The organism is Streptomyces sp. NRRL WC-3605, assembly GCF_001509795.1.
Taxonomy (GTDB): Bacteria; Actinomycetota; Actinomycetes; order Streptomycetales; family Streptomycetaceae; genus Streptomyces; species Streptomyces viridochromogenes.
In genome coordinates this window covers 1-25,928 of sequence record NZ_LLZN01000064.1, presented here as the reverse complement: position 1 = coordinate 25,928, position 25,928 = coordinate 1, and the positions used below count along the sequence as shown (strand labels likewise).

The following is a 25,928-nucleotide window of genomic DNA, read 5'->3' as shown; positions in this document are numbered from 1 at the left end:
CCTCGCACCTCCGTCACAAGGACACGCATGCCTCCTGCCGTGCGCTTCGGCGTCAACTACACCCCGAGCGAAGGGTGGTTCCACCACTGGCTGGACTTCGATCCGGACTCCGTGCGCGCCGACCTCGACTCCATCGCCGCACTGGGCCTGGACCACATCCGGGTCTTCCCGCTGTGGCCGTACTTCCAGCCCAACCGCACCCTGATCCGCGGCCGGGCCGTCGAGCACCTGGTCCAGCTCGTCGACGCCGCCGCCGAACGCGGCCTCGACGTCAACGTGGACGGTCTGCAGGGCCACCTCAGCAGCTTCGACTTCCTGCCGGCCTGGACCCGCACCTGGCACCGCCGCAACCTCTTCACCGACCCGGACGTCCTCGACGGACAGGCCGCATACCTCCGCGCCCTCGCCGCCGCCCTCGCCGGCCGGCCGAACTTCCTCGGCATGACCCTCGGCAACGAGGTCAACCAGTTCTCCGCCGGACCGCACCCCGACCCCGACCGGGCCACCGAGGCGGACATCGACCGCTGGCTCACCCGCATGCTCGCCGCCTGCGAGGAGGGCGCCCCCGGCCGGCTGCACCTGCACGCCGAGTACGACGCCACCTGGTACCAGGACGACCAGCCGTTCACCCCGGCCCAGGCCGCCCGGCACGGCGCCGTCACCGCCGTCCACTCCTGGGTGTTCAACGGCACCGCCCAGCGCCACGGCCGCGCCTCCGTCCCGTCCGAGCACCACGCCGCCTACCTGATCGAACTCAGCAAGGCGTGGGCCGACGACCCGCACCGTCCCGTGTGGCTCCAGGAGGTCGGCGCGCCCGCACCCCTCGTCCCGCCCGAGCACGCCGCCGCGTTCACCGAGGCGACCGTCACCAACGCGCTGGACTGCCCCGGCCTGTGGGGCGTCACCTGGTGGTGCTCCCACGACGTGTCCCGGGACCTCGCCGACTTCCCCGAACTCGAGTACGGGCTGGGCCTGCTGACCAACGACCGCGCCCCGAAGGACACCGCCCGGGTCCTCGAACGCGCGGCCCGCGCGACACCCCGCACGCCCGAGCCCCGCACGACGGCCCTCGTCGTCCCCGCCGATCCGGCCCGCCGCTCCCTCTGCGCCCCGGGCGGCCCCGTCTTCGACGCCTTCTTCCGGCTCACCGCCGACGGCGCCCGCCCCACCACCGTCCTCGACAGCCGCGCGGACGACCCGGCCCACCTCTGCGCACGGGGCATCACCGAGGTCGTCGCTCCCGACCAGGTACTCCCCACCCCCCAAGGAGGCACCCGCTCGTGAACCCCACCAGACGCACCGTCCTCATCGCCGGCGCCACGGCCGCGCTCCTGCCGTCGCTCCCCGCGCACGCCGCCGCCAAGGCCCCGGCGGGCCCGCCCTACGCGTCCTACTGGTACCCGGACTCCCTGCCCGCCGGAACGCCTGAACCGGGCATCACCTGGCGCAGCCTGAAGTCCTGGCGCCCGGCCGGCGACGCCGACCTCGCCTTCAACGCGTCCACCGTCCCGCTCGCCCCGCGTTTCACCCCCACCCCGGCCAACCCGACCGCACGCGCGGGACAGGCCCGGATCCAGTCGCTCGTGTCCTTCGGGCCCACCGCGAGCAACCCGTCCCAGGGCTCGGCCACCGCCGACTACTACGCCCTCACGCACTGGGCGTACATCGACGAGCTGGTGTTCTGGGGCGGCTCCTCCGGCGAAGGGCTGATCCTCGCGCCGAACGCGCCGATCGTGGACGCGGCCCACCGGCACGGCGTCCCCGTCCTCGGCAACGTCTTCCTGCCGCCCGTCGCCTACGGCGGGCAGCTGCGGTGGACCCGGGACCTGGTGCAGCGGGACGCGGCCGGGAGGTACCCGCTGGCCGCGAAGCTGGTCGAGGTCGCGAAGGCGTACGGCTTCGACGGCTGGTTCGTGAACGCCGAGACGGGGGGCGGCGACGCGGCGCTCGGCGCGGACATGCTCGGCTTCCTGCGGGAGCTGAGGACACGCGCCCGAGCCGAGGGGCAGCGGGTCACCTGGTACGACGCGATGACCGTGAACGGCTCCGTGAGCTGGCAGGGCGCGCTGAACGAGCGGAACGAGCCCTTCTTCCAGGCCGCCGACGACATGTTCGTCGACTTCCGCTGGACGGCGGCGAAGCTGGCCTCCTCCGGGCAGCGGGCCGAGGAGCTGAACCGCGACCGGCACGCGTTGTGGGCGGGCGTCGACGTCGAGTCCAACGGCTCGGACACGTCCGTCGACTGGGACGCCATCGTGCCCCGCGACCGCTCCCACGTGGCGTCCCTCGGCCTCTACCGGCCCGAGTGGACCCGCAACCACCTGCCCGCCGACCGCAGGACGCCCGGCGACTTCCACGCCGCCGACGACCGCTTCTGGACCGGCCGGTCCCTCGACCCGTCCCGCCCCGACACCACCGACGGCTGGCGGGCCCCCGCCGTCTCCGTCGCCGACCGGTCCACGGTCACCCGCCTGCCGTTCGCCAGCGTCTTCAACACCGGGCACGGGCTGCGCTGGTACGAGAAGGGCGCGGTCACCTCCGACACGCCCTGGAACCACCTCGGGCTCCAGGACCGGCTCCCCTCCCGCCGCTGGGTCGTCCGCACCGACGGGCAACGGCCCACCGTCACCTTCGACTTCGAGGACGCCTGGCACGGCGGGTCCAGCGTGCTCGTCGCCGGGGACCTCGACCGGCCCGCCGTCCTCGACCTGTACGCGGCCCGGCTGCCGCTCACCCGGGACACGGTCGTCGAGCTGACCCACCGCACCGACGCCGGACGCGTCGACGTGGAACTCGCCGTCGCCACCGCCGACCCGGCCGCTCCGGGCGAGGCACCGCCGTACACCTACCACCCGGTGACCACGGCCGACGGCTGGACGACCACGACCGTACGGCTCACCGGACTCACCGGCACCGCGCACGCCCTCGGAGTGCGGCTCATCCCGGCCGGCGGCGGCCCCGTGCGCTGGCGGCTCGGCGGCATCGCCGTCCACGACGCGGCCCCCACCCCCGCCGCACCCTCCGGCCTCCGCGTCACCGCCGCGTCCGGCGGCGACCTGCGCTTCGCCTGGAACCCCGCGCCCGGCGCCACCCGCCACCACACCCTGCACCGCGTGCTGCCCGACGGCACCCGGCGCTTCCTCGGCGGCACCTGCCAGCACGCCTTCTTCACCCCAGGGCTGCGGCCCGAACAGGGCGAGAGGGCGGCACGGTTCGAACTGCGCGCCGTAGGGGAGCTGTACACCACGTCGGCCCCCGTGACCGTGACCCACCGCTGGTGACCACCGCCCGGACGACCTACCGATGGAGCATCCCGCATGCATGACGACCGCACCCTGGTCGAAGCCCGCCTGAAGCGCGTCCTCGACGAACGCGTCCGCCCCGCCGTGTACCCGGAGTCGGTGCCCCTCGACGTGGCCGTGTGGCACGCGCCGGACGAGCCGGTACCGGTCGCCGAAGGGCTCGCCGCCATACCCGAGCCGATCCAGGTCGGCGCCCGCTGGGGCGCCCCGTGGGGAACCAGCTGGTTCCGGGTCAGCGGGACCGTCCCCGAGGCGTGGGCCGGGCGGACCGTCGAGGCGCTGCTCGACCTCGGCTTCGACGAGAACATGCCCGGCTTCCAGTGCGAGGGCCTGGTGTACCGGCCCGACGGCACCCCGGTGAAGGGACTCAACCCCCGCAACCAGTGGGTGCGCGTCGCCGCGCCCGCCGAGGGCGGCGAGGAGGTGCGGCTGCACATCGAGGCGGCCTCCAACCCCGTCATCCTCGACTACCACCCCTTCCTGCCCACCCGGTTGGGCGACAAGGAGACCGCGGGCAGCGAGCCGCAGTACACCCTGGCCCGGATGGACCTCGCCGTCTTCGACGAGGAGGTCTGGCAGCTGGTCGTCGACCTGGAGGTGCTCGGCGAGCTGATGGCCGAGCTGCCGGTCGAGTCGGCCCGGCGCTGGGACCTCCTGCGGGCGGTGGAACGGGCCCTGGACGCCCTCGACCTCCAGGACGTCAACGGCACCGCGGCCGCGGCCCGGGCCCGCCTCACCGACGTGCTCGCCGCGCCCGCCGTGCCGTCCGCGCACCGCGTCAGCGCCGTCGGGCACGCGCACATCGACTCGGCGTGGCTGTGGCCGCTGCGCGAGACCGTGCGCAAGGTGGCCCGCACCACCTCCAACATGACCGCCCTCGTCGAGGACGAACCCGACTTCGTCTTCGCCATGTCCCAGGCGCAGCAGTGGGCATGGGTGAAGGAGCACCGGCCCGAGGTGTGGGCGCGGGTGAAGAAGGCGGTCGCCGAGGGGCGGTTCGTCCCCGCGGGCGGGATGTGGGTGGAGTCCGACACCAACATGCCCGGCTCGGAGGCGATGGCCCGGCAGTTCGTGCACGGCAAGCGGTTCTTCCTCGACGAGTTCGGCATCGAGAACGACGAGGCGTGGCTGCCCGACACCTTCGGCTTCGCCGCCGGGCTGCCGCAGATCATCAAGGCGGCCGGCTCCAAGTGGCTGCTGACGCAGAAGATCTCCTGGAGCCAGACCAACAAGTTCCCCCACCACACGTTCTGGTGGGAGGGCATCGACGGCACCCGGATCTTCACCCACTTCCCGCCCGTCGACACCTACAACTGCTCGATGAAGGGCGCCGAGATCGCCCACGCCGCCCGCAACTTCAAGGACAAGGGGCGCGCCCGGCGCTCGCTGGCCCCGACCGGCTGGGGAGACGGAGGCGGCGGCACGACCCGCGAGATGATCGCCAAGGCGGCCCGGATGCGCGACCTGGAGGGCTCGGCGACCGTCGTCTGGGAGACCCCGGACGCCTTCTTCCGCAAGGCCGAGGCCGAGTACCCGGACGCCCCGGTCTGGGTCGGCGAGCTGTACCTGGAGCTGCACCGGGCCACCCTCACCAGCCAGGCGGGGACCAAGCAGGGCAACCGGCGCAGCGAGCACCTGCTGCGCGAGGCGGAGCTGTGGGCGGCGACGGCCGCGGTGCGCACCGGCTTCCCCTACCCGTACGAGGAGCTGGACCGGATCTGGAAGACGGTGCTGCTGCACCAGTTCCACGACATCCTGCCCGGCTCCTCCATCGCCTGGGTGCACCGCGAGGCCCGCGCCACCTACGCGCGGCTGGCCGGTGACCTGGAGGCGATCGTCGACGCCGCCCAGCGGGCCCTCGCGGGGGAGGGGACGACCGAGCTCGTCTTCAACGCCGCCCCGCACCCCCGCGCCGGGGTGCCGGCGGGCGGCGCGCGCCCGCCGGTGTCCGAGGACCGCACGGCCCTCACGCCCCGCCCGGACGGCGGGTACGTCCTCGACAACGGCCTGCTGCGCGTGGAGATCGACGCGCGCGGACTCGTCGTGTCCGCGTACGACGTCGAGGCGGACCGGGAGACGGTCGCGCCCGGCGGGGCCGCCGGTCTCCTCCAGCTCCACCCGGACTTCCCGAACATGTGGGACGCCTGGGACGTCGACGCGTTCTACCGGCACACCGTCACCGATCTCACCGACGTGGACGAGATCACTGCCGGCGACGGCGAGGTGCGGATCGTGCGGTCCTTCGGCGACTCCCGCGTCACCCAGCGCCTGTCGCTGGCCCCGGGGGAGCGGCGCGTGCTGTTCGACACCGAGGTCGACTGGCACGAGACGGAGAAGTTCCTGAAGCTGGCGTTCCCGCTCGACGTGCACGCCGAACGCTACGCGTCCGAGACGCAGTTCGGGCACTTCCACCGGCCCACCCACACCAACACCAGCTGGGAGGCGGCCAAGTTCGAGGCGTGCAACCACCGGTTCGTGCACGTGGAGGAGCCCGGCTGGGGCGCCGCCGTCGTCAACGACTCTACGTACGGCCACGACGTGACCCGGACGGTCCGCACCGACGGCGACCTGGGCACGACCACCACGGTCCGCGTCTCGCTGCTGCGCGCCCCGCGCTTCCCGGACCCGGAGACCGACCAGGGCGTGCACCGCTTCCGGCACGCGCTGGTGCCGGGAGCGGGGATCGGGGACGCGGTGCGGGAGGGCTGGCGGATCAACCTGCCCGAGCGGCGGCTGGCCGGCGCCCGCGAGGTGGCCCCGCTGGTGACCGTCGACCGGGACGCCGTGGTCGTCACGGCCGTGAAGCTGGCGGACGACGGCAGCGGGGACGTGGTGGTCCGTCTGCACGAGGCGCACGGCGGCCGGGTCCGGGCCACGCTGACGGCCGGCTTCGAGGTGGCGGACGTGACGGCGACCGACCTGCTGGAACGCCCTCTGCCCGAGACACCGGAGCACACCGGCCGGGAGGTCGCGCTGCGGCTGCGGCCGTTCGAGCTGGTGACGCTGCGGCTGCGGCGGGGCTGAGACGGACGGGGGCGGGCGCGACCGGGCGCCCGCCCCACCGTCCGAACGCCTCGGGCTCGGCACGTGTCCGGCTCGGCACGTGTCCGACTCGGCACGCCCTCAGTTCGCATCAGAAGGAAGGTCACCGCGCCTGCGTTCTCCCCGGCCTTGCGGCCCGAGTCCGCGGCGCGGTACTCGTACCCGGCCAGCGCCTTCCGGGCCGCCGACCTCCAGACGCACGGAAGGGGCACGCGGCATGAGCGACTTCGAAGGACTCACGGCGCTGGTGACGGGAGGCGCCTCCGGCATCGGCCGGGCCACCGCGGACCTCCTCGCCGAACGCGGCGCCCGCGTCGCCGTCCTCGACCTCGACCCGTCCGCCGTCGACGAGCCCCTGCTCGCGTACCGCGCCGACGTCACCGACGACGCCTCGGTGCGCACGGCCGTCGCGGACGCCGTCGCCGCGCTCGGCGGACTCGACGTGCTGGTCAACAACGCGGGCGTCGGCGCCCAGGGCACCGTCGAGGACAACGACGACACCGAGTGGCACCGGGTCCTGGACGTCAACGTCGTCGGCATGGTCCGCGTGGCCCGCGCCGCGCTCCCGTACCTGCGCGTCTCCGCGCACGCGGCGATCGTCAACACCTGCTCCATCGCGGCCACCGCCGGGCTCCCGCAGCGCGCCCTGTACAGCGCGTCCAAGGGGGCCGTGCACGCGCTCACCCTCGCCATGGCCGCCGACCACGTCCGCGACGGCATCCGCGTGAACTGCGTCAACCCCGGCACCGTGGACACCCCGTGGGTCGGGCGGCTGCTCGGCGCCGCACCCGACCCGGCCGCCGAGCGCGCCGCGCTGGAGGCCCGTCAGCCCACCGGACGGCTCGTCTCCGCAGCCGAGGTCGCCGGTGCCATCGCGTACCTCGCGAGCCCGCTGTCCGGCGCCGCCACCGGGACCGCCCTCGCCGTGGACGGCGGCATGCAGGGACTGCGCCTCCGCCAGGCCGCCCGGTGAACCGGCTCGGCCGCACCGGCGTCCGGATCAGCCCCCTCGGCTTCGGCGGGGCCGCCATCGGCAACCTCTACCGCGAGGTCGGCGACGAGCAGGCGCATCGGGCGGTGGAGGCCGCCTGGGAGGCGGGCATCCGCTACTTCGACACCGCCCCGCACTACGGGCTCGGTCTGTCCGAACGCCGGCTCGGCGCCGCCCTGCGGCAGTACCCGCGGGACGCGTACACGATCTCCACCAAGGTCGGCCGCCGGCTGGAGCCGGTGCCCGGCGCCACCGGCGACGACCTCGCCGACGGGTTCGCCGTCCCCGCCGACCGGCGCCGCGTGTGGGACTTCAGCGCGGACGGCGTACGCCGCACCCTGGAGGCGAGCCTGGAGCGGCTCGGCCTCGACCGGGTCGACGTCGTCTACCTCCACGACCCCGACGACCATGGCGAACAGGCCTTCCGCGAGGGCTATCCGGCGCTGGAGGAACTGCGCTCCCAGGGCGTCGTGGGCGCCATCGGCGCCGGGATGAACCAGACCGCCATGCTGACCCGCTTCGTCATGGACACCGACGTCGACGTGGTCCTGTGCGCCGGCCGCTACACGCTCCTGGACCAGAGCGCCCTGGACGACCTGCTGCCCCTGGCCGTCGAGTGCCGCACGTCCGTCGTCGTCGGCGGCGCCTTCAACTCCGGCCTGCTGGCCGACCCGCGGCCCGGCGGGACCTACGACTACGCCCAGGCGCCGCCGCCCCTGGTGGAACGGGCACTGAGGATCAAGGAACTCGCCGGACGCCACGGCATCACCGTGCGGGCCGCCGCCCTGGCCTTCTGCGCCGCCCACCCGGCCGTCGCCGGCGTCCTCGTGGGCGCCCGGTCCGCCGCCGAAGTCACGGACTGCGCCGAGCAGTTCGCGACGCCCGTGCCGACGGGCTTCTGGCAGGAACTGCTCGCGTCCGGTCTGCTGTCCGAGGAGGCATCGCCATGAGAGTCGCCCTGCACACCAGGGTCCGCGCCGACCGCGTCGACGCGTACGAAGCCGCCCACCGGGACGTCCCGAAGGAACTCACCGACGCCATCCGCGCGGCCGGGGCGACCTCCTGGACCATCTGGCGCAGCGGACCGGACCTCTTCCACCTCCTGGAGTGCGAGGACTACGGCCGTCTCCTCGCCGAACTGGAGGAACTGCCCGTCAACGTGGCCTGGCAGGCCCGCATGGCCCAGCTCCTCGACGTCGTGCACGACTACTCCCGCGACGGCGCCGGCGCCGGACTCCCGGTGGTGTGGGAGCTGCCGTGACGGTCGTGGACGCCCACCACCACGCCCGGGACCTGCACGCCCGCGCCAGGAGCTCCGGCATGGTCACCGCGGCCGACCAGGCCCGCTGGATCTTCGAGGAGACGGCCGTCCGCGTCTACGGGCTCTGAGAACCGCCCGCGAGCCGGGTGGGCGGCAGGTACTCGCGCACATACGTCCGCTCCCAGCACGCGCCCGTCTCCCGCAGCTCCCGCCACGTCGTGTACCGGTAGCGGAAGAGACGGGCCCGCACGAAGCGCGGCGGCTCGTCCGCCGGGAACGGCGAGCGCCGCAGCAGTCTCAGCGTGGCGCGGTCGTTCTCCAGGAGCCGCTCCATCAGCGTCCCGAACCACGCCCCGGCGTACGACGGCGACAGCGCGGCGAACCACATCAGCCAGTCCAGCCGCAGATGGTAGGGGGCGAACTGGCGGGGCCAGCGCCGGGGATCACCGGGCTTGCCCTTGAACTCGTACTCCCGCCAGTCCGAGTCCTCGCGGGGCCTGCTGTCCGTGGTGCCCTCGACCACGACCTCGTACCGGACCCGGCTGACGCTGCCGAAGGCGCCGTACGTGTTGACCAGGTGCAGCGGGTCGAAGGACCGGTTCATGACCTGGCGGCGGGAGATCATGTTGGCGACCGGGCGGTAGCCGAGACCGACCAGGACGACGGCGACCACGAGAACCGTGACCTCGTACCACAGCGGTGCGCCCGGCCGGTCCGGCGGATCGGCGGGGAAGGCGACCGCCGACAGGGCCAGCACGATGGTGATCCAGTTCAGCCAGGCGAAGTTGCCGGACAGCACCAGCCACAGCTGGGTGGCGATCATCAGGGCCGCCGCGGCCGTCGCGACCGGCTGCGGGGCGAAGAGCAGGAAGGGCACCACCAGCTGGGTGACGTGGTTGGCGGCCACCTCGACCCGGTGCAGCGGCTTCGGCAGATGGTGGAAGAACCAGCTCAGCGGCCCGGGCATCGGCTGCGTCTCGTGATGGTGGTCCAGACAGGTCAGCTTCCGCCAGCAGGCGTCGCCGCGCATCTTGATCAGCCCGGCGCCGAACTCCACGCGGAACAGGATCCAGCGCAGCAGGAACAGCACCACGACCGGCGGCGCCACCTCGTCGTTGCCCAGCCAGACCGCCGCGAACCCGACCTCCAGGAGCAGGGACTCCCAGCCGAAGGAGTACCAGGTCTGGCCGACGTTCACGATCGACAGATACAGCGCCCACGGCACCAGCCACAGCAGCAGGGCCGCCCACAACGGCACCAGGGAGTCCGCGCCGGCCAGCAGCGCCGCCGACACCGCGCACCCCGACCAGGCGCAGCCGGCGAAGAAACGGTCCGAGTAGTGCAGTTGGAACAGGCTCGGCGCGGCCCTGAACGGCACCCGCGCCACGAAACGCGGCACGGGCAGCAGGCCGCGTGACCCCATCAGGGCCCGGAACTGCAGGGCAGCCGTCAGGAACGCGACCAGGTAGACACCGGCCAGAGCCCGCTGGAACACCAGCCGGCTCGTCTCGTACCCCGGTGCGACGAACCAGTCCACGGCCGTGCCCTCCTCTCCCGGCGCCCGCGCCCGTCATGCTCTCGCCCTGCCATGGTCGCGCCCCGGACACACCCGCCGCCCCGCCTGTCACTCCATCGCGCGTCGCACCGGCCTCCACCCGCCCGCCCCGGTCGAAGAATCGGACAAATACTGGCAAGGTGGGCCCATGGTTGATCGGGGAGCGAGCGCCCTGTCACTCCCGGACGACTGGCCCACCCACCCGGAACCGATCCTGGCGCTCAACCGCATGGGCAGCTTCGACTGGGACCTGGACAGCGGGCTGTTCCACATGGACGCCCAGGCCCACGAGGTCTTCGACCTGCGCCCCGACGAGTTCGACGGCCGCCCCGAGAGCCTCTCCGGCCGCGTCCCGCCGGCCGAGGCCTTCCGCCTCGACTCGGCGGTCTCCCAGGCCCTGAAGGACGGCAGCGAGAACTACGGCGCCTACTTCCGCATCCGCACCCGCGCCGGCGAGCTGCGCTGGACGCACACCCAGGGCTACATCCGACGGGACGAGACGGGCAAGCCGCGCCGCATCGTCGGCATCGTCCGCGACGCCACCGACGAACTCGCCGAGAACGAGGAACGGCTCGAACAGACCGCCGAGGACGAGGCGCGCCGGCAGCAGACCAACGTAGTGCAGCTCACCACGGCCGCCCTCGCGCACGCCCGCACCGTCCAGGACGTCATCGACATCCTCAAGGACGTCCAGGGCCTCACCCTCCTCGGCGCCAAGAGCCTCGTCATGGGCCTCGTCGAGGCCGGCAGCCGTATCCGGCTCGTCGCCGAGGGCCCCGCGGGCAGCTTCGTCCCCGGCACCCTGGTCACCCGGATCGACGAGCCGTACCCGATGAGCGAGGTCGTCCGCACCCTCGGCCCCCGTTTCATCGAGTCGCCGGAGGAGTTCGCCGAGAGCTATCCGATCCTCTGGCCGCACATCACCGGCCTGCACATCACCGCCGCCGCCTACATGCCGTTGATCGCGCAGGCTCGCCCGATCGGCGCCATCGGCCTCCTCTACAGCGACCGGGGCGGGTTCTCCGCCGAGGACCGGAACGTCCTCCTCGCCCTCGGCAGCAGCATCGCGCAGAGCCTCCAGCGGGCCATGCTGTACGAGCAGGAGAAGGACCTCGCCACCGGCCTCCAGCAGGCCATGCTGCCGCGCACCATCCCCAGCGTGCCCGGCGCCGAGGTCGCCGTCCGCTACCGCGCCGCCGGAGCCGCGGGCACCCTCGGCCGGGACATCGGCGGCGACTGGTACGACCTGATCCCGCTGCCCGGCGGCCGGGTCGGCGCCGTCATCGGCGACGTCCAGGGCCACGACACGCACGCCGCCGCCGTCATGGGCCAGCTCCGCATCGTGCTGCGCGCCTACGCCGCCGAGGGCCACACCCCGGCCACCGTGATGGCCCGCGCCTCCGTCTTCCTGCACGAACTCGACACCGACCGCTTCGCGACCTGCCTCTACGCCGAGGCCGACCTGTCCACCGGGGTCGTGCAGGTCGTACGCGCCGGGCACATCGACCCGCTGCTGCGCGAGCCCGGCGGCGCCTGCCGCCGCGTCGCCGTCGAGGGCGGACTGCCGCTCGGCCTGTCCGCGGAGTTCGGCAGCCTCGAGTACCCGGTCGGCACCCTGGAGCTCGACGCCGACCACACGCTCCTGCTGTGCACCGACGGCCTGGTCGAACTGCCGGGCGCCGACCTCGACGACGGCATGAGCACCCTCACCGGACTCATCGGCGCCGGACCCCAGGACGTACGGGAGCTCGCGGACCGGCTCATCGACGTCGCCGAGGAGCGTGGCGGCGACGACGACGTGGCCCTGCTCCTGCTGCGCCGCCGCGTCCTCGACACCCCGCAGGCCGGCGGCCGCCTCCAGCAGCACGTGGCCCCCGGTGACCCGGAGGCGCTGACCGGCGCCCGGCACATGATCCGCGCCGCCGTGCGCGCCTGGAGCGCCGGCGACCGCGCCGACGAGATCGAACTGGTCGCCGACGAACTGATCACCAACGCCCTCATGCACACCGAGGGCGCCGCCGTGGTCACCCTGCGGGTCCTCGCCGGCAGCGACCGCCGGCTGCGCGTCGAGGTGGAGGACTCCTCCAGCGCGCTGCCGCGGCGCCGCGAGGCGGGGGAGTCCGGGGTGTCCGGCCGGGGCCTGCTCCTGGTCGACCTGCTGACCGACGTGTGGGGCGTGGAGGCGCGCGGCGGCGGCAAGGCCGTGTGGTGCGAGTTCGTGGTGCCGGAGCGGGCCTGATGGCGTTGTCGGCGGCGGATGGCACTCTGGACGTATGCCGGAACTCCCCGAGGTGGAAGCGCTCAAGGACTTCCTCACCGAGCACCTGGTCGGCCACGAGATCGTCCGGGTGCTGCCGGTCGCGATCAGTGTCCTGAAGACGTACGACCCGCCCGTCGGCGCGCTGGAGGGCCACCGGGTCGCCGCCGTGCACCGCTACGGCAAGTTCCTCGACGTGGAGACGGACGGCGGGCCCCACCTCGTCACCCACCTGGCGCGGGCGGGCTGGCTGCACTGGAAGGACGAACTGCCGAGCGGCCTGCCCCGCCCCGGCAAGGGGCCCCTCGCGCTGCGGGTGGCCCTGGAGACCGGCGCCGGGTTCGACCTGACGGAGGCGGGCACCCAGAAGCGGCTCGCGGTGTACGTCGTGGCCGACCCGCAGGAGGTGCCCGGTGTCGGCCGCCTCGGCCCCGACCCGCTCGCCGACGACTTCGACGAGGCGCGGTTCGCCGCCCTGCTGAAGGACGAACGCCGCCAGATCAAGGGCGCCCTGCGCGACCAGAGCCTGATCGCCGGGGTCGGCAACGCCTACAGCGACGAGATCCTGCACGCGGCGAAGATGTCGCCGTTCAAGCTGGCGGCGTCCCTGACGCCCGAGGACGTCACCCGTCTGTACGAGGCGCTGCGGACGACGCTCACCGAGGCGGTCGAGCGCTCACGCGGGATCGCGGCCGGGCGGCTGAAGGCCGAGAAGAAGAGCGGCCTGCGCGTGCACGGCCGCACGGGCGAGCCCTGCCCGGTGTGCGGCGACACCATCCGCGAGGTCTCCTTCAGCGACTCCTCGCTCCAGTACTGCCCGACCTGCCAGACGGGCGGCAAACCGCTGGCGGACCGCCGGCTGTCCCGGCTGCTGAAGTAGCCCTTCAGGTCAGGCCCCGCGTGGCCAGCCAGGCGATGAACGCGAGGACGGCCAGGAACAGCGCCGGGATCGCCACATAGCGCGCAGGCGTGGTCAGGGCCGCCGTGGAGGTGGCCGAGGCGCGCGTGTACCGCTCCGGACGGGCCCGCACCTCGTGCCGCGCGACCGCGCCGAGGACGAGCGCGACGACCGCGGTGACGACGGAGGCGACGAGCAACGGCACCGTGCCCGTCCCGTCGACGAAGGAGCCGAGGGTCCGGGAGTCCCCGGTGCCGGCGCCGGCGAAGTCCCGCACAGCCGGCACGCCGGCCACGACGGCGGCCACGAACGTGGCCGCCGAGGCCGCGGCCGAGGCCAGCGCGATGCCGGCGACCACGGGCGCCCACCGGGACCGCACCGGCCCGTCCCCGGACGCCCGGTCGGCCGCGTGCGCGGATACCGGCCGGCTGCCGCCCTGGACGACCCGGGTCTCGGCGTTGCCGCGACCGGCGGCGGAGGCACCCGCGCCCGCGGGCGGCGAGGTACGGCCGCGCCGCGCGTCCCCGGCCGCGTCGTCGGAGGGGCCCGGCCGCGTCCCCTCCGGCGGCTGAGGCGGGGCCTGCGGTGTGGCGGCGACGCGTGTCTCGTCGTCGGACCGTGGACGGGTCTCGGCCGGGTGCGGCGGCGGGGCGTCCGGGGTGGCGACGAGCCGTGTCTCGTCTGCCGAGCGGTCCCGGGTCCCCGCCTCCGCCGAGGTGACGCCCGCCGGGGTGGGGCGCGGTTCCTCGGCCGGATGCCGCCGTGCCTGGTCCGGGGCCCCGTCGGCCCGTGCGTGCTGGTGCCGGGGGGCGTCCTCGGTGCCGGGAGCGGGTGCGGACGCCGGGCGGAGGGGCGTCTCCCGCTCCGGCCCGGTGGCCGGGCTCCGCGCGGCGGACCGCGCCTGCGGCTCCCTCTCGGCCTCCACGTGGATCACGGCCTCGTCGGCCACACCCTTCAGCAGGATGTCCGCGCTCAGCCGGCCCTCGGCCGCCGGGTCGACGGTGACGTCCAGGCCGTCGGCCACCTCCGTGACCCGCAGCCAGGGCTCGGTCGGCCGGGGCACGCACGCCCGGGCGAGCGGCAGGCCGCCGAGCGTCACCGTCCCGTGCGGCTCGGGCGCGTCCCGGTGCAGCCGGCCGAAGTCGAGCCGGGACGGTGACGGCTGGAGCCGTATCTCCCGCAGATGGGCGCGCGCGTTGTCCGCGATCTGGCGCATGTCGTTGTCGGCGACGTCCAGGAGGGCCTGCCGCGCCCCCTCGGCCACGGGCAGGGACTCGCTCGCCAGCCGGTAGCGCAGTTCCGCGACCGCTCCCATCCGGGTGAAGTGGTTCTTGCTGCGCAGTGCCGCCCGCCAGGACTCGGGGATGGGCTCGGCCGCGATCTCGACCCGGCGGCCGCGCCGGCTGTGCGCCAGGTGCAGTTCGCCGTGCATCTCCACCGTCTTGCCCGGTGTCTGATGGGGGTTCTGCCCCCGCACCCGGTCGTAGACGTAGTCGTACAGGTCGTCCAGGGAGATCTCGCCGTCCGCGTCGAGGTCCGCCTCGCCGGTGTCGAGGCCCCGCACCACGGCGCCGGTGAACACGGAGGGGCGCGGCGCGGTGTCCTCGGTGAGGTCGCCGCCCTCGACGGCGTACTCCATGGAGCTGGACGCGGTGATGACGGCCCAGCCGCGTCCGCCGGCCGGCTTGTCCGTGGCGAAGGAGTCGAGGACGTTCACGTCACCGGTGGCCCGCACCCCGGACGAACTCCGGGAGAAGGCCCCGCCGTAGCAGCAGTCGAGGAACAGCACGGTCCGGCCCGCGCGGCTGCGGGACATGCAGCGGCGCACGAACTGCGCCGGCACCGCGGTCGCCTCCAGCAGCAGCGGTTCGGTGTCGCTGGCGGCGAAGTACAGCTCGCCGGACTCGCTCTTGATGCCGTGGCAGGAGAAGTGCACCACGAGGGTGTCGTCGCGGCGCCGGTCGGAGAAGAAGTGCTCGATGCGCCGGCGCAGGACGTACGAAGGCTGGTTGCTGACCACGTCCACGTCGAAGTCGCCGATCCGGGGGTCGCCCAGCACCTCCGCGAGCGCGTCGGCGTCGTGCCCGGGCGCCTTGAGCTGCTTCAGCGCCCGGTCGTCGTACCGTTCGTTCGCGATGATCAGCGCGTGCCGGGTGTCCGTCATGGCCGGGCCTCCGTCGGGGCGGCGTGGCGCTGGACGAAGACCCGCAGCGCCTCGGTCACCTGCTCGTCGGACGCCTCCGAGATCTCCAGGACGTCGTCGTCCATGACGAGCCGCAGCGCCGGGCGGCTGTCCGGGCGGGTGCGCCGGACCCGGCCGAACCAGTCGCGCAGGACGGTGACCACCTGGTTCAGCGCGGTGACGGAGGTGCCGAGGGTGACCAGCAGGGCGCCGAGCTGGGCGGCGTCCACGGCCCGCGCGCCGGGCGGTGCCGGTTCCCCGGGGACGGCCGTCACCCGGTCCACGTCGAGCTGGAGCAGTTCCTGGCGCAGATAGCCGGTCAGCTCGGCCACCCGGTCGGGGTCGGCTTCCTCGTCGCTGAGGAGAATGCGCAGGGTGCGTTCCACCGGATCAGCCCCTTCGCCGTCATCACTGCGAACGGTGGCTCCCCGTCCTTCTTACAGTTTCCGCTGCTCACAGGGGTGGGGCAACTGCACGCACCGGCCGCCGGGCTGACGGAACTTCACGGTTCAACGGTGTCGTTCCGTGCCATCCGTGCTGCCCCGTGTCCGCCACGTCGCCGCACCGGGCCGGTCACGTCACCCGGGCTCGATCGTCACCAGGTGCTCGCCGTCCGAGGTTCGCACCTCGTAGCGCGCGATCTCGTCGGTGTGCATCGCCGAGGCGCCCTTCATGGTGTTCGCGCGGGCGTCGTGATGGGCGGCCGACCAACTGGTCACCGTCTCCTCGGCGCCGTCCCGGCCGACGGCGATCAGATGGCAGGTGCGGGGGCCCGCGCCGTCCTTCACCTTGAGCTCGACCTGGGTGCCGTAGACCTCGTTCTCCGTCCTGACCTGCGCCCACACCCCCGAGCGCGCGTCCGTGGCCTCGACGACCTGGCGGGTGTGCTCCTCGCCGGTCGCCATGAGCGCCACGCCGGGGCCGACGAGGGCGATCACCACCGAGGCGGCCAGGGCGTACAGGGTGCGCCGACGGCCGGCGCGGTGTCGTGACGCCACCGCGTCGAGCAGCCGGTTCAGCATCTGAGGGCCCGGCTGGGCCATCGGGTGCACGAAGCGGGGCGTGGACCGCCGGTACAGCAACAACTGGCGGGTGACGGGCCCGAACTCGGTCACGTGTGCGCTGCACCGCGCGCACTCCATGAGGTGGTCCTCGAAGCGGAACGCCTCCGCCTCGCTGAGCACGCCGAGCGCGTACGCGGCGACGTCGCGATGCCTCTCCAGGGACCTCATGCCGAATCCTCGTGCCGTTGGGTGTGGGGTGTGTTACTCCGTGCGCCCATTGGTACGCACCGGACGGCGGAAACACTCAAGCCACACACAGAATCGCAACCAAGGGATTCGGAGCGGTCGGCGCCGAGGATTGGTCCCGGGGGAGAAGTTCTCAGAAAAGGTGGATGGCCAGGTGTCCCAGGGGCAGTCCGAGCTGCCACGCGGGGGTCCAGACCTTGGGTCCCTCGTCCTCGCCGGCCGGCGTACCGCCCCCCGGCACCGCGTTCAGGTCGGGGGCGAGCAGCTCGGTCTCCTGAAGCCAGCGCCAGGCCGCCTCGGCGAGCCGCAGATCGGGGGCCGGCCCGCCCGCCGCGGCGGCCCGCGCCGCGAGGCAGGCCATCGTCTCGCGCACCCAGTGCTGCCACGGCTGGTCATAGGCGGTCAGGGACAGCCACGTCTCCAGCTGGGTGACGACCCGGATGCCGGACAGCTCGCCGTCGGTGTCGGACAGGAAGATGGTCAGCGCCAGCGCGTCACGGCCGGCGCGGAACTCGAAGGACGTCGGTGGCATCAGATCACCGGTGCGCAGCAGCTCGTCGGCGATGTACTCGGCGTACAACCACGCCATGGGGACGGTGAGTTCACCGCCGCCTGTGCCGTCCGTGCTCTCCTGACCTGGGTGCAGCATCCCTTCCTGCCTTCCTCCGGTGGGTGCGTCGCCCCACCCCGGGGTCGTGGGCAATCGCCCTATCCGGAACACGGATGGGGACAGCCGATTACTCAACCGGGGTGTTCAGCAAGGCGCTTTACGGAGGTTTGACTCGGCCGTCGGTTTCACCGCAGGTCGGGCGCGTATCCCGGAAGCACCCTGCGCAGGGCGCGGAGCGCGTAGTAGGCGCGCGACTTCACGGTACCGGGCGGGATCCCGAGGGTCCGGGCCGCTTCCGCCACACTCGCCCCCTGGAAATACACCAGCACCAGGACTTCACGGTGCTCGGGAGTGAGAGTCTTCACAGCCTCGCGCACGTCGAGCGCCTCGGCGGCCCGCTCGGCGTGATCGGACATGACGCGGGCGTTCTCCAGTACCGCGTCACCGACCTCGGCCGGCCGTGCCTGCCGGGCCCGCCGCGCGTCGATGGCGAGCCGCCGGGCGACGGTCATCAGCCAGGGGCGGACGGAGTCGAAGTCGTCGGCGCGCAGGGCCTCGGGGTGCTGCCAGGCGCGCACCAGCGTCTCCTGCACCAGATCCTCGGCGCGCTGGCGGTCTCCGTCGCAGAGCCGGAGGAGGAGCGCGAAGAGGGGCCGGCCGTGCTCCCGCTGCAGTGCGGCGAGCTCGTGCTCGGCGGTCGTCCTGTTCGTGAGGGTGGTTCCGGCCGTCATGGCCGTATCGCAGCGCAAGCCCGGACCGGGGGACAGGGCGCGCGCAACGGCCTGCGGCGGACGGTCGATCGCGTCGGCGAACGGTGCGGTGAACGGTCCCTTCCGCCTGCGGCGGGTGCGCGGACGGGCTAATCGGAGTGGCCGAATTGTTTGCGATGGTGTCCCGCTTCGTACCTATTTGATGCGTATATACGACCACAAGGGGTGAGCTGATGATCGCACGCAGTCGGCTTGTGGCCATCGCTGTCACAGCCGTCCTCGCCGCAGGCGCCGCCTGCCAGGCCCACAACCGCGAGGTCGCGGGCCGGCCGGGTCCTTCCGCCGGTCCCCGCGGCTTCACGCTCGTCGCCACCGGCGACGTGCTGCCGCACACGTCCATCATCGACCGCGCGCGCTTCGACGCCGGGGGCAAGGGGTACGACTTCCGTCCGATGCTCGCCGGGGTCAAGCCCGTCGTCTCCGCCGCCGACCTGGCGCTCTGTCACATGGAGACCGTCTACGGCGAGAACGGCGAGTACACCGGCTACCCCCTGTTCAAGTCGCCGCCCGAGATCGCCCGGGGGCTCGCCGCCACCGGCTACGACGGCTGCTCGACGGCCTCCAACCACAGCCTCGACGACGGGGCGGCCGGCATCCTGCGCACGCTGAACGCCCTCGACCGGGCGAAGGTGAAGCACGCCGGCACCGCGCGGGCCGAGGGCGAGTCGCGCACCGCGACCGTGCTGAGGGCAGGCCCGGCCACGGTGGCGCATCTGGCGTACACCTACGGCGTCAACGACCTCCCGCTGCCCGCCGGGCAGCCCTGGGCGGTCAACCTGATCGACCAGGAGAAGATCGTGGCGGACGCGCGCGCCGCCCGGAAGGCCGGAGCCGACGTCGTGGTGGTGTCCCTGCACTGGGGCACCGAATGGCAGGACGCCCCGGACGACGAGCAGCTGACCCTGGCCCGCGACCTCACGGCCTCGCGCACCGGCGACCGCCCCGACGTCGACCTGATCCTCGGCACCCACGCCCATGTCCCGCAGGCCTACGAGAAGGTCAACGGCACCTGGGTGGTCTACGGCATGGGCGACCAGGTCGCCGGCGCGATGTACAACGACCAGGGCGTGCAGGACCCGCGCGGCAACGAGTCGACCCTCGGCCGCTTCACCTTCGTGCCGCCCGAGAAGAAGGGCGGACGCTGGGAGGTGACGAAGGCCGAGTTCCTGCCGCAGGTCTTCGACGTGGACGCGGGCCGGGTCGTCGACCTCAACCAGGCCATCGCCGGCGGCGCGGACCTGAAGGGGGTGCGCGACCGCATCCGGGACGTCGTCCTGAGCCGGGGCGGGGCGGAGGACGGCCTGCGGATGGCGGAGTAGGGCGTGTTCCGAGAGGGCCGCCGTCCGCCCGGAGGGCGCCGCGAGCCGGCCGAGGACTTCCGGAATACGCCCCCCGCCGCGGTCAGTCGCCGTCGGCGCGTTCCATCAGCCGTACCAGCTCGCCGAGAACCCGCACGCACGCCGAGACCTCGGCGTCCGTCAGGTCGCCGCCGGTCCCGCGCAGCGCGCGGTGCTCGCGCGCGAGCACGGCTGTGATCGCCCGCCGCCCCGGGTCCGTGAGCCGGATCAGGGGGGACCGCTGGTGGGCCGGGTTCGGGATGCTCTCCACCAGTCCCTGCCCCGCGGCCTCGTTCACCGTGCGCTGCACGAACTGGCGGCTCACGGCCAGGGTGCGGCCCATCGCCGGCACGGTCAGCGGCCCGCGCCGGTGGAGCAGGTCCAGGACCGCCCGGACCGTCACGGTGAGGCCCTCGGCGGCCGCGCCCCGCTCGACGCTGTGCTGGGTGAGCCGGTACAGCGGGCCCACGAGGTCGAAGACCTCCGTCAGCCGGTGGGCCAGCTCGCCGGGGGGAAGGGGCTGCGCGGTGTCGTTCACCCGGCCATCATGACACCTCGGTTGTCAAAACGGCGAGAAGATGACACCTTGGTTGTCATGACAGCTGCTGTGGAACCCCGCTACTTCGCCTCGGCCGACGGCGACCTCGCCTACCTCGACACCGGCTCCGGCGACCCCGTGGTCCTCGTCCACCCCGGCTACGTCGACCACCGCGCCTTCACCGGCCAGATACCGGCGCTCGCCGCCCACCACCGGGTGATCGCCCCCGACGTACGCGGCCACGGCCTCTCCGCCAACGCCACGAAGCCGTTCCGCTGGGCCGACGACCTCGCCGCCCTGCTGCGCCACCTCGGCACCGGCCCCGCCGTCCTCGTCGGCGTCTCCATGGGCGGCGTCGTCGCCACCGACACCGCCCTGGAACACCCGGAACTCGTCCGCGCCGTGGTCACCTGCGGAGCCGCCACCGGCGACTTCACCTACACCGACCCGTGGACCAAGGGCATCCAGGCCGAGTACGCGCGCACCCTCGGCGCCGGCGACATCGAGGGCTGGCTGCGGGCCTTCCTGCGCGTCATCCCCGGCGAGCACCGCGACGCCGCCGACGTCGACCCGGAGATCGCCCGGCGCCTGCGCGAGATGGCCCTGCACACCATCTCCAAACACACCCCGGACGAGAAGGACCACCTCGTACCGGTGACCGGCTCCTGGGCCCGGCTGCCCCAGCTCGACGTCCCGCTCCTCGCCCTCAACGGCTCCCTGGAGCCCGCCGACATGCTCGACGCCGCCGAACGGCTCGCCCGAGCCGTCCCGCACGGCCGCACCGCCACCATCGACGGCGTCGGCCACTACCTCCACATGGAGAAGCCGGACGACTTCAACGCGATCGTGCTCGACTTCCTGCGCACCCTCTGACGGCGTCCCGGCCCGGCGGCTACGGCACCACGGTCACCGGCCAGCGCCCGGCCTTGACCAGCCGTACCGCCACCGAGCCGACGATCCGGTGCCCGGCCTGCTCCGAGGCGCCCACCACCACCGCGTCCGCCTTCAGTTCGTCCGCCGCCTTCACCAGGCCGCCGTACGGGTCGCCGCGGAAGGTGTGGAACTCCCAGCGCAGATCGAATATCCCCTTCACGCGCTCGGTCCCCTCCCGGAGATAGGCGATCAGCTCCTCGGCGATCTCGTCCGTCGTCTCCCCGACCGGCGCCCCGAGCGCGACCCCCGCCGTCACCACCGGCTGCACGTACACGAGGGCGAGCAGCGCCCGCTGCCGGCGGGCCAGCCCCGCGGCGTAGGCCGTCGCGCGCAGCGACGAGTCCGAGCCGTCCACGCCGACCACGATGACCTTGGGCCCGTCGGTACCCCGCTCGAACCGCTGCGCGTCCTGTTCCGTCACGGCACGGAGGCTATCGGAAGCACCTGCTCCGCCCGCCGGGCAGGCCGCTCGACGGGCGAGGAGACCCCCTAGGGGGTGTCTTGCCGATCAGGCCGGGTCAGCTCCCGGCGCCTGGCACCCGCGCCTCGCCGCGTTGTCGTCGGTCGCCGATGCGCCGCATCGACTCCCCTCTCCGCCTTGCGACGCACGGCACCAGACACCGGGAGCTGACCCGGCCCGATCGACAAGAGACCCCCTGGAGCCGAAGCATGACCGCCACCGTGGAGACCGCCCGGGGGGGGGAGGGCGCCACGGGCTCGGCCGCCCGGGTGCTTCGATGCCGCCGTCCCGGTGCCGCACTGGTGCGCCGGTCCGCGGCCGGGCGACCCATGAGTCATGACGAAGGATCAGCTGCCCCCGCGTCTGCTCACCCGCCGCCGTCTGCTGTTCGCCGGAGCCGCCGCCGTCTCGGCCGCCGGCACCGCCGGGGTCCTCGCGGCGGTCGCGGGCGACGACGGACCCGTCCGGGCCGCCGCCCCGGCCGCGGGCCCCCCGGCCCGTCCCGCCCAGAAACCGAACTCCTACCGCCTGCGGCCCCTGACCGGATACGGCCCACCCCGGGCGGCCCCCCACCGGCCGCTCGTGCGGCACGCGCCCCTGCTGCGGATGCCGGGACGCGGCCGCACCATGCTGCTGACCTTCGACGACGGTCCCGACCCCCGCTACACCCCGCACGTCCTGGACACCCTGCGCGCCTACGACGTGCGCGCCACGTTCTTCGTGTGCGGCGAGATGGCCGACTACAACAAGGACCTCGTGGCCCGCATGGCCGACGAGGGCCATGTCGTCGGCAACCACACCTGGTCCCACCCGCTGCTGACCCGGCTCAGCCGCCGCCGGATGCGCGAGGAGATGGAACGCACCAGCGACGTCGTCGAGGACGCCTGCGGCGAGCGCCCCGCCTGGTTCCGCGCCCCCTACGGCGCCTGGAACCGGACCGCCTTCCAGCTCGGCGCCGACCTGGGCATGGAGCCCCTGGCGTGGACCGTGGACACCCTCGACTGGACCACGCCGGGCACCCGGAGGATCGTCCACGCGGTGCGGGGCGGCGCCGCCCCCGGCGTCGTGGTGCTCTCGCACGACGCCGGGGGCGACCGTTCGCAGAGCGTCGCGGCCCTGCGGACCTATCTGCCGGAGCTGCTGGACGCCGGCTACCACCTGACCGTCCCCGACCCGCGGCTCGTCTGACGCCGCGGGCCCTCCGGCCGGCCGGGGTTCCTCAGCGGACCTCGACCAGGCCGGCGAAGACGACCACGTTCCCGTCGTAGCCGCTCTGCTTCGTGAAGCCGCCGCCGCAGGTGATGACCCGCAGCTCGGCGGTGCCCTTCGAGGCGTACACCCGGTCGCCGGGGAAGTCGTTCTTCTCGAACACCTCGATGCCGTAGATCTGGAAGACGGCCGTCTTGCCGTCCTCGCGGGCGATCTCGACGCGCTTGCCCTTCTCCAGCGACCCCAGTCCGTAGAACACCGCCGGTCCCTGGGTGTTGTCGACGTGTCCGACGACGACCGCGGTGCCCTTCTCGCCCGGCGTCACCGAACCGGTGAACCACCCCGCGAGGTTCGGGTCCTCCGGCGGCGGCGCGGCGACCCAGCCGTCCGCGTCCAGCCCGACGGGGATGATCGGCGCGTCCACCTGGATGCCGGGGATCCGCACCCGGTTCGGCATGGCGTACGGCAGGGGCCGCACGGACTTCGCGAGCCGGCCGGGCAGATGGCTGTCGGCCGCGGCCGCCGACGCCGGCTGGGGCGGGCCGACGTCGAACTCGCCGGACCCGTTGCGGATGAGCGCGAGACCGGTCAGCAGCACCAGCGCTATGACGCCCCAGGGAGCGCGCGTCCTGCGTCGCGCCTCCGCTTGCTCCAGCTCGGACCCAGACATTCGGCTACCCCTCTCGACCCGGCCGTCGCCGTGTCTTTCGCGCATACCGGAACGCTAAGTCCCCCGCGGTCGGGCGGCGACGGGGCGGATACGAACGGGTGGTGCGGCGATTTTCGGTGCGCCATACGAGGTGCGGGCCCCCGAGAAATTCTGACGGTGCGTGACCTGCGGTGATCGTTCACCCGGGGCGGTCGCCCGGCGTGTCCCCTCACCAGGACGGACCAGCGCCGAAATGCGGCCCCGGGCAGGGCATCTGAGGGTCTTTCTGGGAGGCGCTTTCTCGCCGATCGGACCGGGGACGGGACCCGGGGCGTCTTCCGCGGAGGATCACATGCGTACCACACGTACCCTGGCGGCCGCTGCCACCGCGGTTGCCGCTCTCGGCGTCGCCGCCCCGGCGGCCGTCGCGCGGGACGGCATGCCCGGCCCCAGCAACATCGTGGCGCTGCCCAGCGTCATCGCCCGCGGCGGACAGCTCACCATCACCGTCGACGGCTGCCACTCGGGCGGCACCGCGACCTCGGACGCGTTCCGTCCCACCACACTGTCGCCGACCGGCGGCAGCACCGCCCGGGGCACCGCGACCGTCGACCACAAGGCCCGCCCGGGCTCGCACAGCATCACCGTCAACTGCGGCGGCCGGACCCTGACGAACCCCGCCGCCTTCACCGTCGTCGGCGGTGTCCGCGGCGGCCTCGGCGGCAGCTCGTCTACGGGGGCGACGCCGACCGACATGGCCATCGGCGGCGGCCTCATCGCGGCGGCCCTCGCGGGCGGCGGCGTGTTCTGGATGCGGCGCCGGGCGGAGAGGCAGATCTGACCGGCCACCCCTTCGGCCGACGCATGCGCGTCCACGGACCTTCGCCCCGGCCCCTACGAGGGGGGCCGGGGCGAAGGTCCGTGGCCTGCGAAGGGGCGGAGTCAGGCGTCGCTCTCGTCGGCGCGCCGCCGGGAGAGGTGGTACGCGGTGCCGATCGCGCCGGCGACCAGGGCGGCGCCCAGACCGATCTCCTTGAGGTCGAAGCCGGCGAACGTCCCGCCCGCACCCGCCTTGACGCCCTTGTCCGGGAGGCCGGGCCGGTGCCCCGGATCGGGCCGGCCGCCGGCGATCCGGAGGTCGGCGCTCTGCCAGAACGTGCCGCAGTAGAACGACACCTCGTACACCGCGCCCCGCTTCGCGTCCCGGTCGACGGTGACCCGTGCCGTGGTCCGCCACCGGGGGATCACGACCGTGTCGAAGACCCCGGACGCCACGGTCACGCTCTGCTCGCAGCCGTTGGCGTGCAGCCTGACCTGTCCGCCGGGCTCCACGACGGAGGGCACCACCCTGGCCCAGAAGCCCGAGTCGTCGCCGCTCGCGTGGGCGGCCGGCGCGGTCGCGGCGAGGGCGCCGAAGCCCAGAAGCGCGGCCGACGCGACACGTATCGCTCGCATGGTGTTCCTCCCGGTCCCCGAGGAGCGGCGACGGACCTTCCTCCGTCTGCGCCGGACACGCACCTCGATGTCCGGAACGCTAGGAACGTGCGCACACCTGCGCGATCGCTGTCGTACGAATGGGGCAACCGTGAGGGCCGCTCGGGGGAACGCGTTGCTGCGGCCGGGCGACGCGGCCGGTGCGGCGGCGTGCGTCCCCCGGCGCTGCGGCGGAGTGAGGGCGCGTCAGCCCTTGGCGCCCGGGAACAGGTCGAGGAACGGCTGCGCCGCGTCGGCGGCCCCGTGGTTGTACGGGGAGTCGAAGTCCCAGATCAGAAAGAGCAGGAACGCGATCAGCGCGGAGAACAGCCCGGCGAGGATCAGCTCACGGGGAGTGCGCCGGATCTGCAGGGCGAACACCATGCCGATGGTGATCACCGCCCCGGCCAGCAGCCCGAACCACACCACGCCCGGCATGGTCGCGCCGGTGGAGTCGCCGCGGGCGATCCGCGCCTGGTCGGCCGCGGTCACCTGGTCGACGAGCGGCTGGTACGCCTGGGCCTCGAAGTCCGACCTCGGCTCGTAGTCGGTGACGTCCTCCCGCAGACGCTGGAACAGCGCGGTGCCGCGGTCGGTGAGCTCGCCGTCGTCCGCCATGGCCTTCCACTCGGTGGTGACGACGTGTCCGACATAGGCGTTGACATCCTCCCGAATGCGGTCGCGCACCTCGGGTGGATAGACGCGGACGCGCTCGGTGATCTCGTGCAGCGCCACGGCCTCCGCCTGCACGTGGTCCTGGGCGGCGCTGCGGCCCTCCCAGACGCCCGCGATGGCCAGACCCAGGACGATGGCGTACACCACGCCGATCCACATCGTCATGTACTCGATGACGTCCGGGGTCTCGGAGGGGTCCTCGTCCTCGGGGGCGGTCTTGTGCCGCACGAGGGTGATGATCACCACCACGCCGCAGGCGGCCAGCATCGCGAGGGTGAGAACAAGCCATTCCGGCAAGGGGATCCTCCAGGGGGTCAGCGGGGGCGCAGGGCGGCGACCGCCGCGATGGCGGGGACCGCGATCAGCAGGACGAAGATCAGGGGTGACGGGGCGCTGCTCGCCGCCTGCCGCTGCGGCGCGGCGCGGTGCGGCGGGTAGTGGACGCGGGTCGGGCTGGGCTCGGGCGCGGGCGGCGGAGTTTTCGGCTTGGGCTTGGGCGGGGGCGCCGGGACAGGGGCCGCCTTGCGCACCGGCGG

At 73.6% G+C, this 25,928-nt stretch carries 24 protein-coding genes and 1 pseudogene; 13 read left to right on the top strand and 12 right to left on the bottom strand.

The features are described 5' to 3' along the window. The first annotated feature begins 27 nt into the window (after positions 1-27). The 7 genes from ADL34_RS20960 to ADL34_RS37050 all read left to right on the top strand — a co-directional run bounded on the left by ADL34_RS20960 (position 28) and on the right by ADL34_RS37050 (position 8,724). Positions 28-1,284: a glycoside hydrolase 5 family protein gene (locus ADL34_RS20960; protein WP_062670978.1), complete on the top strand. Its 1,257-nt coding sequence runs from the start codon at positions 28-30 to the stop codon at positions 1,282-1,284. Further along, positions 1,281-3,281: an endo-beta-N-acetylglucosaminidase gene (locus ADL34_RS20955; RefSeq protein ID WP_062670977.1), complete on the top strand. Its 2,001-nt coding sequence runs from the start codon at positions 1,281-1,283 to the stop codon at positions 3,279-3,281. Before ADL34_RS20960 ends, ADL34_RS20955 begins: the two co-directional genes overlap by 4 nt. Positions 3,282-3,317: 36 nt before the next feature. Further along, a complete protein-coding gene (locus ADL34_RS20950) occupies positions 3,318-6,326 on the top strand; it encodes an alpha-mannosidase (RefSeq protein ID WP_062670975.1) in 3,009 nt (1,002 codons plus the stop codon). A 235-nt stretch (positions 6,327-6,561) separates the two neighbouring features. Then, complete coding sequence (locus tag ADL34_RS20945) at positions 6,562-7,317, top strand: SDR family NAD(P)-dependent oxidoreductase (RefSeq protein WP_062670974.1); 756 nt, start codon at positions 6,562-6,564, stop codon at positions 7,315-7,317. After that, positions 7,314-8,285, top strand: coding sequence for an aldo/keto reductase (locus ADL34_RS20940; RefSeq protein ID WP_062670972.1), 972 nt, complete (start codon positions 7,314-7,316; stop codon positions 8,283-8,285). Before ADL34_RS20945 ends, ADL34_RS20940 begins: the two co-directional genes overlap by 4 nt. After that, the gene (locus ADL34_RS20935; RefSeq protein ID WP_062670970.1) at positions 8,282-8,596 is read left to right on the top strand and encodes an L-rhamnose mutarotase; all 315 of its coding nucleotides are present in this window, start codon (positions 8,282-8,284) and stop codon (positions 8,594-8,596) included. Before ADL34_RS20940 ends, ADL34_RS20935 begins: the two co-directional genes overlap by 4 nt. After that, positions 8,593-8,724: a hypothetical protein gene (locus tag ADL34_RS37050; protein WP_267891508.1), complete on the top strand. Its 132-nt coding sequence runs from the start codon at positions 8,593-8,595 to the stop codon at positions 8,722-8,724. Before ADL34_RS20935 ends, ADL34_RS37050 begins: the two co-directional genes overlap by 4 nt. Here ADL34_RS37050 and ADL34_RS20930 read toward each other — a convergent pair. Continuing rightward, positions 8,712-10,133, bottom strand: coding sequence for a lipase maturation factor family protein (locus tag ADL34_RS20930; protein WP_062670968.1), 1,422 nt, complete (start codon positions 10,131-10,133; stop codon positions 8,712-8,714). The two genes, ADL34_RS37050 and ADL34_RS20930, sit on opposite strands and share 13 nt — an antisense overlap. 166 nt (positions 10,134-10,299) lie before the next feature. On the opposite strand from ADL34_RS20930, the gene ADL34_RS20925 reads away from it, so the two are divergent. Both ADL34_RS20925 and ADL34_RS20920 read left to right on the top strand, forming a co-directional pair. Then, positions 10,300-12,390 carry a SpoIIE family protein phosphatase gene (locus tag ADL34_RS20925; RefSeq protein WP_062670966.1) on the top strand — a complete coding sequence of 697 codons (2,091 nt, stop codon included), beginning with the start codon at positions 10,300-10,302 and terminating at the stop codon, positions 12,388-12,390. Positions 12,391-12,424: 34 nt separating this feature from the next. Then, positions 12,425-13,288, top strand: a complete 864-nt coding sequence (locus tag ADL34_RS20920) for an Fpg/Nei family DNA glycosylase (RefSeq protein ID WP_062670964.1) — start codon at positions 12,425-12,427, stop codon at positions 13,286-13,288. A gap of 4 nt (positions 13,289-13,292) precedes the next feature. Here the strand turns inward: ADL34_RS20920 and ADL34_RS20915 are convergent, their stop codons facing one another. From ADL34_RS20915 to ADL34_RS20895, 5 genes are all read right to left on the bottom strand, one after another. After that, the gene (locus ADL34_RS20915; protein ID WP_062670962.1) at positions 13,293-15,470 is read right to left on the bottom strand and encodes a caspase, EACC1-associated type; all 2,178 of its coding nucleotides are present in this window, start codon (positions 15,468-15,470) and stop codon (positions 13,293-13,295) included. Continuing rightward, complete coding sequence (locus ADL34_RS20910; RefSeq protein WP_062670960.1) at positions 15,467-15,874, bottom strand: hypothetical protein; 408 nt, start codon at positions 15,872-15,874, stop codon at positions 15,467-15,469. Before ADL34_RS20910 ends, ADL34_RS20915 begins: the two co-directional genes overlap by 4 nt. A 192-nt stretch (positions 15,875-16,066) precedes the next feature. Next, positions 16,067-16,720, bottom strand: a complete 654-nt coding sequence (locus tag ADL34_RS20905; protein ID WP_062670958.1) for a zf-HC2 domain-containing protein — start codon at positions 16,718-16,720, stop codon at positions 16,067-16,069. Between the two features lie 151 nt (positions 16,721-16,871). Then, complete coding sequence (locus tag ADL34_RS20900; RefSeq protein WP_062670956.1) at positions 16,872-17,387, bottom strand: hypothetical protein; 516 nt, start codon at positions 17,385-17,387, stop codon at positions 16,872-16,874. A 146-nt stretch (positions 17,388-17,533) separates the two neighbouring features. Then, entirely contained in the window at positions 17,534-18,079 is a 546-nt protein-coding gene (locus ADL34_RS20895; protein ID WP_062670955.1) for a sigma-70 family RNA polymerase sigma factor, read from the bottom strand. A 212-nt stretch (positions 18,080-18,291) separates the two neighbouring features. Here ADL34_RS20895 and ADL34_RS20890 point away from each other — a divergent pair, with 212 nt between their 5' ends. Then, positions 18,292-19,437, top strand: coding sequence for a CapA family protein (locus ADL34_RS20890; RefSeq protein WP_062670953.1), 1,146 nt, complete (start codon positions 18,292-18,294; stop codon positions 19,435-19,437). An 82-nt stretch (positions 19,438-19,519) separates the two neighbouring features. Here ADL34_RS20890 and ADL34_RS20885 read toward each other — a convergent pair whose 3' ends face one another. Next, on the bottom strand, positions 19,520-19,993 hold the full coding sequence (locus tag ADL34_RS20885; RefSeq protein WP_062670951.1) for a MarR family winged helix-turn-helix transcriptional regulator: 474 nt from the start codon (positions 19,991-19,993) through the stop codon (positions 19,520-19,522). A gap of 57 nt (positions 19,994-20,050) precedes the next feature. On the opposite strand from ADL34_RS20885, the gene ADL34_RS20880 reads away from it, so the two are divergent. Further along, complete coding sequence (locus tag ADL34_RS20880; protein ID WP_062670949.1) at positions 20,051-20,866, top strand: alpha/beta fold hydrolase; 816 nt, start codon at positions 20,051-20,053, stop codon at positions 20,864-20,866. A gap of 19 nt (positions 20,867-20,885) precedes the next feature. On the opposite strand, the gene ADL34_RS20875 is transcribed toward ADL34_RS20880, so the two are convergent. Then, a complete protein-coding gene (locus ADL34_RS20875) occupies positions 20,886-21,347 on the bottom strand; it encodes a universal stress protein (protein ID WP_062670948.1) in 462 nt (153 codons plus the stop codon). A gap of 375 nt (positions 21,348-21,722) precedes the next feature. Between ADL34_RS20875 and ADL34_RS20870 the strand changes: the two genes are divergently transcribed. After that, positions 21,723-22,574 carry a polysaccharide deacetylase family protein gene (locus ADL34_RS20870; protein ID WP_062670946.1) on the top strand — a complete coding sequence of 284 codons (852 nt, stop codon included), beginning with the start codon at positions 21,723-21,725 and terminating at the stop codon, positions 22,572-22,574. A gap of 31 nt (positions 22,575-22,605) precedes the next feature. Here the strand turns inward: ADL34_RS20870 and ADL34_RS20865 are convergent, their stop codons facing one another. Next, positions 22,606-23,265: a class F sortase gene (locus ADL34_RS20865; RefSeq protein WP_062670944.1), complete on the bottom strand. Its 660-nt coding sequence runs from the start codon at positions 23,263-23,265 to the stop codon at positions 22,606-22,608. Positions 23,266-23,596: 331 nt separating this feature from the next. Between ADL34_RS20865 and ADL34_RS20860 the strand changes: the two genes are divergently transcribed. After that, a complete protein-coding gene (locus ADL34_RS20860; protein ID WP_062670942.1) occupies positions 23,597-24,085 on the top strand; it encodes a hypothetical protein in 489 nt (162 codons plus the stop codon). Positions 24,086-24,186: 101 nt separating this feature from the next. Here the strand turns inward: ADL34_RS20860 and ADL34_RS20855 are convergent, their stop codons facing one another. The 3 genes and pseudogenes from ADL34_RS20855 to ADL34_RS20845 all read right to left on the bottom strand — a co-directional run. Further along, on the bottom strand, positions 24,187-24,699 hold the full coding sequence (locus ADL34_RS20855; RefSeq protein WP_062670940.1) for a hypothetical protein: 513 nt from the start codon (positions 24,697-24,699) through the stop codon (positions 24,187-24,189). Between the two features lie 225 nt (positions 24,700-24,924). Continuing rightward, the gene (locus ADL34_RS20850) at positions 24,925-25,689 is read right to left on the bottom strand and encodes a DUF4239 domain-containing protein (RefSeq protein ID WP_107115697.1); all 765 of its coding nucleotides are present in this window, start codon (positions 25,687-25,689) and stop codon (positions 24,925-24,927) included. Between the two features lie 17 nt (positions 25,690-25,706). Continuing rightward, positions 25,707-25,928 (bottom strand): annotated as a pseudogene (locus tag ADL34_RS20845) (hypothetical protein); the annotation flags it as partial.

Coding starts and splice junctions, on each gene's coding strand:
- ADL34_RS20870 (WP_062670946.1), top strand. CDS start 21,723: ATGACGAAGGATCAGCTGCCCCCGCGTCTGCTCACCCGCCGCCGTCTG.
- ADL34_RS20945 (WP_062670974.1), top strand. CDS start 6,562: ATGAGCGACTTCGAAGGACTCACGGCGCTGGTGACGGGAGGCGCCTCC.
- ADL34_RS20855 (WP_062670940.1), bottom strand. CDS start 24,699: ATGCGAGCGATACGTGTCGCGTCGGCCGCGCTTCTGGGCTTCGGCGCC.
- ADL34_RS20880 (WP_062670949.1), top strand. CDS start 20,051: ATGACAGCTGCTGTGGAACCCCGCTACTTCGCCTCGGCCGACGGCGAC.
- ADL34_RS20890 (WP_062670953.1), top strand. CDS start 18,292: ATGATCGCACGCAGTCGGCTTGTGGCCATCGCTGTCACAGCCGTCCTC.
- ADL34_RS20960 (WP_062670978.1), top strand. CDS start 28: ATGCCTCCTGCCGTGCGCTTCGGCGTCAACTACACCCCGAGCGAAGGG.
- ADL34_RS20905 (WP_062670958.1), bottom strand. CDS start 16,720: ATGAGGTCCCTGGAGAGGCATCGCGACGTCGCCGCGTACGCGCTCGGC.
- ADL34_RS20860 (WP_062670942.1), top strand. CDS start 23,597: ATGCGTACCACACGTACCCTGGCGGCCGCTGCCACCGCGGTTGCCGCT.
- ADL34_RS20950 (WP_062670975.1), top strand. CDS start 3,318: ATGCATGACGACCGCACCCTGGTCGAAGCCCGCCTGAAGCGCGTCCTC.
- ADL34_RS20925 (WP_062670966.1), top strand. CDS start 10,300: ATGGTTGATCGGGGAGCGAGCGCCCTGTCACTCCCGGACGACTGGCCC.
- ADL34_RS20865 (WP_062670944.1), bottom strand. CDS start 23,265: ATGTCTGGGTCCGAGCTGGAGCAAGCGGAGGCGCGACGCAGGACGCGC.
- ADL34_RS20935 (WP_062670970.1), top strand. CDS start 8,282: ATGAGAGTCGCCCTGCACACCAGGGTCCGCGCCGACCGCGTCGACGCG.
- ADL34_RS20915 (WP_062670962.1), bottom strand. CDS start 15,470: ATGACGGACACCCGGCACGCGCTGATCATCGCGAACGAACGGTACGAC.
- ADL34_RS20900 (WP_062670956.1), bottom strand. CDS start 17,387: ATGCTGCACCCAGGTCAGGAGAGCACGGACGGCACAGGCGGCGGTGAA.
- ADL34_RS20895 (WP_062670955.1), bottom strand. CDS start 18,079: ATGACGGCCGGAACCACCCTCACGAACAGGACGACCGCCGAGCACGAG.
- ADL34_RS20920 (WP_062670964.1), top strand. CDS start 12,425: ATGCCGGAACTCCCCGAGGTGGAAGCGCTCAAGGACTTCCTCACCGAG.